The organism is Dokdonia sp. Asnod1-B02 (assembly GCF_045063955.1).
Taxonomy (GTDB): Bacteria; Bacteroidota; Bacteroidia; order Flavobacteriales; family Flavobacteriaceae; genus Dokdonia.
Genome location: NZ_JBEFNW010000002.1, coordinates 906,420 through 912,500 on the forward strand (window position 1 = coordinate 906,420; position 6,081 = coordinate 912,500).

The window sequence follows — 6,081 nt, forward strand, 5'->3', positions numbered from 1 at the left end:
ATTAGCTGTTATTCTTAAACGTAAAATCTAGTTCGTATTGTTCTGGAAGTAACTTAAAGCTCTTGCGATGATACTTTGTAATACCATATTTGCGTATTGCCTCTCGATGTTCCTTGGTAGGGTAACCCTTGTTTTTCTTCCAATTGTACATGGGGAACTCTTCGTGTATGATATTCATATATTCATCACGAGCAGTTTTTGCAATAATAGACGCAGCAGCAATAGGTAAGTATTTTCCGTCGCCTTTTATAACTGTAGTGTGGTCAATCTTGGGAAAAGGTTTAAACCGATTGCCGTCTACAAGAATGTGTTGTGGTTTTTTTTGCTTTCGCGAAAGCGTACTTATCATACTTTCAATACTGCGGTGCATTCCTAAGATGGAAGCATTAAGGATATTAATATCGTCTATCTCACTCATCATAACATGAGCAAATCCATAAGCAATTGCTTCTTCTTCTATAATAGGTTTGAGTAATTCACGTTTCTTCTCTGTGAGAAGTTTGGAATCTGTAAGTATCTCGTTAATGAAGTTGTCTGGAAGCATTACGGCAGCAGCAGTAACAGGGCCTGCGAGGCAGCCACGGCCAGCTTCGTCCGTGCCACATTCTATGAGATGAGTATGATATTTGAGTTTAAGCATCTTTGTGGAGCTGAAAATACGAGGTTCGAGGATAAAAATGTAATTTTGACGCTATAATTTTTTTGTATGAGAGGAGTTTTGATTTTATTATTTTGCCTGTTGCAAACTATGCTTTTTGCACAAATTTCTCGGATTCCTACTAAAGGGTCATCTACAGGTATTATACAGCAAGACGATAATAGTGATCCTCTTAATGCCAGAGAGGTTTCTTCTACTAACATCAAGAAGTTTGAAAGACCACCCGTCGAAGATTATAAAATCATATCAATTGCTAGAGATACAACATACGTAGATACTACACTTAATATAAAGAAGGATTACAAATTTAATTACCTGCGTAAAGATAGATATGGCTTATTGCCATTTGCAAACACTGGGCAAACTAATAACACGCTCATCTATGACTTTAATAATAGACGTACTACACCGGGATATATAGCGCAGGCTAGACATTTTGCATATATGGAGGTAGAAGATATCAATTACTATCATCTACCTACGCCGCTTACAGAATTGTTTTACAGAAGTGCCTTTGAGCAAGGGCAGCAGCTAGATGCATTCTTTACTTTAAATATACATCCACGACTTAACATGTCTATTGCATATAAAGGAGTGCGTAGTTTAGGTAAATATCAAAATGCCTTAACGAGTTCTGGTAACTTTAGATTTGCAAGTAGCTATCGAACTAAAAATGATAGATATCATATAAGAGGACACTGGGTTGCTCAAGATTTATTAAATCAAGAAAACGGCGGACTAACAGAGCAAGGTATAGAGCAGTTTAATAGCGGCGAAGGAGACTTTAGTGATAGGTCAAGATTACCTGTAAACTTTGAGGATGCAGAAAATATACTTGATGGGACACGCATATATGTGAACCATCATTATAATCTTGTACAGAAAAAAGATAGTCTCAAGGATTATAGTCTTAGAGTAGGGCATATTTTTAATAGTGAGAATAAGTTTTATACTTATAGACAAGATGCGGCAAATGCAATTTTTGGTGAGGCGTTTAGTCAGACTAGTTTTTCAGATAGAACAGATCACGAAGAAACCTATAATGAGATTAATGCTGTTTATGAAGATAAAAAGCTAGGGCAACTCAAGTTTCAAGCAAATGCTTTGTATTATGATTACGGGTATAACGCAGTGCTTATTCAAGATGCAGATGGGGATGGTGTTTCTGAGCGTGTGCCTAACAGATTACAGGGGACAAATATTGCTGTGGGTGGAGCTTACAAAAATAGGATTGGGGGATTTGATATAGAAGGAGAGGCACAGGTAAATGTGGTGGGTGATTTTGATGGGTACAATATATATGGAGAAGCGGGATATTCGATAGCAGATGATAAGCGATTCTCTGTGAGTATTCTCAGTAATGCAAGACAAGCTAGTTTTAATCACTTACTGTTTCAAAGTAATTATTTAAACTATAACTGGTCTAATCAAGACAACTATGCTACTGTAAAAACAAATACGCTAGCAGCACAACTAGATGCAAAGAGTCTCGTAAATCTTGAGGCGTCTGCGTCTACTATAAAGGACTTCGCATATTTTGGACTTGGGGAAGACGGACTTGTAACCTCACTTCAATCTGGAGAAGCGGTAAATCATTTAAAGATAAGTGCAAATAGAGATATCAAGTTTGGTAAGTTTAACCTTGATCTCACGGCTACCTATCAAAATGTAACAGGGGCAGAGGGTGTGCTCAATGTTCCGGATGTCGTAGGGAGAGGTAGTTTTTACTTTACAGACCGTCTCTTTAAGAAAGCATTGTTTCTACAGACGGGTATCACAGCAAACTACTTTACTAAGTATAACCTCAATGGCTATGATCCTATCTTAGCCGAGTTTTATGTGCAAAACACAGAGGAGCTAGGTAACTTTCCATTATTGGATTTCTTTATTAATATGAAAGTCCGCCAAACACGAATTTTTATAAAAGCAGAACATTTCAATAGTAGTTTTACTGGAAGCGACTTTTACAGTGCCCCTGGATACCCATATAGAGACTTTAATATACGTTTTGGTATTGTGTGGAACTTCTTCTTATAGATGGTTTACGCTTTCGCGAAAATTTCTAAGGTGGATTTTGCAGCTATTTGATAGTTGCTGAGGTAAGAATTGCTAGTTTCTCTGAGTTTATGGAGTGTAAAATAGAGTTCTTTTATGGTTGTTGAGGTGTCAGTCAAATTATTTTAAAAGCTACTTCTTGTGTTTACAGTGAGTTGCATATTTCCTTGAAATTTTCTTAAGAATATTCTTGTCAGATTAGAACTTCGGTGTATCTTTGCCACCCGCTTAACAGCAAGCGGTTGTTCTTTTAAATGTCTTCAAAAAGTTTGTTTTTATTTCTTCAAATTATTTTTAAAAAGATAGTTTGTGATTAGGAAAAAGGTTGTAGTTTTGCAGCCGCTAACAAATGGAGGTTATTTGGGAGTTATGTTCATTGCGATTGTTACTTGGTTTTAGAGGTTGAAAATTAAATTTTCAATTATTTTTAAGATTAAGTTGTGAGTTTAAAAAACAGTTGTATATTTGCACCCGCTTAGAGAAACAGTAACATATCTAGCGAAGTTCAAAAGTTTTATTGAGATGTTTTGGAAGATTAGCTAGTCTAATTTAGGGTTCGAATCCTTAGCATTTACAAGAGTTTTCTATTATTAATAGTGATAGAGAAAGTTCATTGATTTATTGAATTGACAGCGCGTATTAATACCTTCGGGTATTATTACAAAGAATTTGAAAACTAGAAGTTTATTATTGACCAGATATTTCGAGTCGTGAGGAGTTAAATTTATTTACAATACACGATGAAGAGTTTGATCCTGGCTCAGGATGAACGCTAGCGGCAGTTATTACAAAGAATTTGAAAACTAGAAGTTTATTATTGACCAGATATTTCGAGTCGTGAGGAGTTAAATTTATTTACAATACACGATGAAGAGTTTGATCCTGGCTCAGGATGAACGCTAGCGGCAGGCTTAACACATGCAAGTCGAGGGGTAACAGAGGTAGCTTGCTACTTGCTGACGACCGGCGCACGGGTGCGTAACGCGTATAGAATCTACCTTATACTGGGGGATAGCCTTTGGAAACGAAGATTAATACCCCATAGTATGTTTGAATGGCATCATTTAGGCATTAAAGTTTCGGCGGTATAAGATGACTATGCGTTCTATTAGTTTGTTGGTAAGGTAACGGCTTACCAAGACTACGATAGATAGGGGTCCTGAGAGGGAGATCCCCCACACTGGTACTGAGACACGGACCAGACTCCTACGGGAGGCAGCAGTGAGGAATATTGGACAATGGAGGCAACTCTGATCCAGCCATGCCGCGTGTAGGAAGACTGCCCTATGGGTTGTAAACTACTTTTATATGGGAAGAATAAGGTCTACGTGTAGACTGATGACGGTACCATAAGAATAAGCACCGGCTAACTCCGTGCCAGCAGCCGCGGTAATACGGAGGGTGCAAGCGTTATCCGGAATCATTGGGTTTAAAGGGTCCGTAGGCGGGCATATAAGTCAGTGGTGAAAGTCTGTGGCTCAACCATAGAATTGCCATTGATACTGTATGTCTTGAATTATTGTGAAGTGGTTAGAATATGTAGTGTAGCGGTGAAATGCTTAGAGATTACATAGAATACCGATTGCGAAGGCAGATCACTAACAATATATTGACGCTGATGGACGAAAGCGTAGGTAGCGAACAGGATTAGATACCCTGGTAGTCTACGCCGTAAACGATGGATACTAGTTGTTTGGTCTTCGGACTGAGTGACTAAGCGAAAGTGATAAGTATCCCACCTGGGGAGTACGTTCGCAAGAATGAAACTCAAAGGAATTGACGGGGGCCCGCACAAGCGGTGGAGCATGTGGTTTAATTCGATGATACGCGAGGAACCTTACCAGGGCTTAAATGTAGATTGACAGGACTAGAGATAGTTTTTTCTTCGGACAATTTACAAGGTGCTGCATGGTTGTCGTCAGCTCGTGCCGTGAGGTGTCAGGTTAAGTCCTATAACGAGCGCAACCCCTGTGGTTAGTTGCCAGCGAGTAATGTCGGGAACTCTAGCCAGACTGCCGGTGCAAACCGTGAGGAAGGTGGGGATGACGTCAAATCATCACGGCCCTTACGTCCTGGGCCACACACGTGCTACAATGGTAGGGACAGAGAGCAGCCACTGGGCGACCAGGAGCGAATCTATAAACCCTATCTCAGTTCGGATTGGAGTCTGCAACTCGACTCCATGAAGCTGGAATCGCTAGTAATCGGATATCAGCCATGATCCGGTGAATACGTTCCCGGGCCTTGTACACACCGCCCGTCAAGCCATGGAAGCTGGGGGTACCTGAAGTCCGTCACCGTAAGGAGCGGCCTAGGGTAAAACTGGTAACTAGGGCTAAGTCGTAACAAGGTAGCCGTACCGGAAGGTGCGGCTGGAACACCTCCTTTCTAGAGCTTGTCCCTGTTATTGTGCGTTATGTATTTATATGTAACAATACCAATAATACACAGCAAACGACTTACGACCGAAAGGTTAAAATAAGTTTTAGTTTTCAATAGCTGTCGATTTAATTTTAATAAAACAAGTAAATAGTAGTTAGACTTTAGTGTATAGTTTTATACTTAAGACTATTACTTAACGACTATAGATTGTTTAATTACAGTCTCATAGCTCAGCTGGTTAGAGCGCTACACTGATAATGTAGAGGTCGGCAGTTCGAGTCTGCCTGAGACTACTAATTAATAAGTAGATATATTTTAAAAGATGTGTTTAATTGTTAGTTATGCTTTCGCGAAAGCTTAATAAATCGCGATGTTCATTTTATTACATTTTGAAGGAAATTTTAGAAGTTGAGAATCATTACTTCGTCATTCGAAAACTGATGTCATCATCGGAATTTCATAAAAATGGGGGATTAGCTCAGCTGGCTAGAGCGCCTGCCTTGCACGCAGGAGGTCATCGGTTCGACTCCGATATTCTCCACCAAGATAGTTACTTTATAGTAGTTATCATCCTTAGGTATAAAGGATATAGTTTTTAAAAACACAGGATTCACGAGAGTGTAATACGTTTTTACTTACATAGATATTATACTGATTATGGGAAAACGTTCATTGACATATTGGGAAATAATTAAAGAATACGAGAAGTCGTATGTAACCTAGCCGGTTATATACGCAAGAATATGAATATAATATGATTAACTCATTATAATATAAAGGCTTATGTATTTTATACATAAGCCCTTAAAAGAGCAATAAGTACAATAAGCTAATTAAGGGCGTATGGGGAATGCCTAGGCTCTCAGAGGCGATGAAGGACGTGATAAGCTGCGAAAAGCTACGGGGATCTGCACACAAGAATTGATCCGTAGATATCCGAATGGGGCAACCCACTATATTGAAGATATAGTACCAGAAATGGGGCA

Annotated in this window: 2 protein-coding genes, 2 tRNA genes and 2 rRNA genes (1 of these 6 cut by a window edge); 5 read left to right on the forward strand and 1 reads right to left on the reverse strand. The window is 39.1% G+C overall.

The window, feature by feature from the left end; translation table 11 throughout:
* Position 1: 1 nt before the first annotated feature.
* Complete coding sequence (locus tag ACJJVU_RS04150) at positions 2–640, reverse strand: ribonuclease HII (RefSeq protein ID WP_405222599.1); 639 nt, start codon at positions 638–640, stop codon at positions 2–4.
* Positions 641–748: 108 nt separating this feature from the next.
* Here ACJJVU_RS04150 and ACJJVU_RS04155 point away from each other — a divergent pair, with 108 nt between their 5' ends.
* The 5 genes from ACJJVU_RS04155 to ACJJVU_RS04175 form a co-directional block, all read left to right on the forward strand.
* Positions 749–2,695 (forward strand): putative porin, encoded by a 1,947-nt coding sequence (locus ACJJVU_RS04155; RefSeq protein ID WP_405222602.1) that lies wholly within the window; start codon positions 749–751, stop codon positions 2,693–2,695.
* 882 nt (positions 2,696–3,577) lie between these two features.
* Positions 3,578–5,101: ribosomal RNA gene (locus ACJJVU_RS04160) — 16S ribosomal RNA — on the forward strand.
* 213 nt (positions 5,102–5,314) lie between these two features.
* Positions 5,315–5,388 (forward strand) — tRNA-Ile (locus ACJJVU_RS04165).
* A 174-nt stretch (positions 5,389–5,562) separates the two neighbouring features.
* Positions 5,563–5,639 (forward strand) — tRNA-Ala (locus ACJJVU_RS04170).
* 279 nt (positions 5,640–5,918) lie between these two features.
* Positions 5,919–6,081, forward strand: a 23S ribosomal RNA gene (locus ACJJVU_RS04175); it runs 2,663 nt beyond the window's last position.
* The 16S and 23S rRNA genes sit together here with 2 tRNA genes alongside, the layout of an rRNA operon.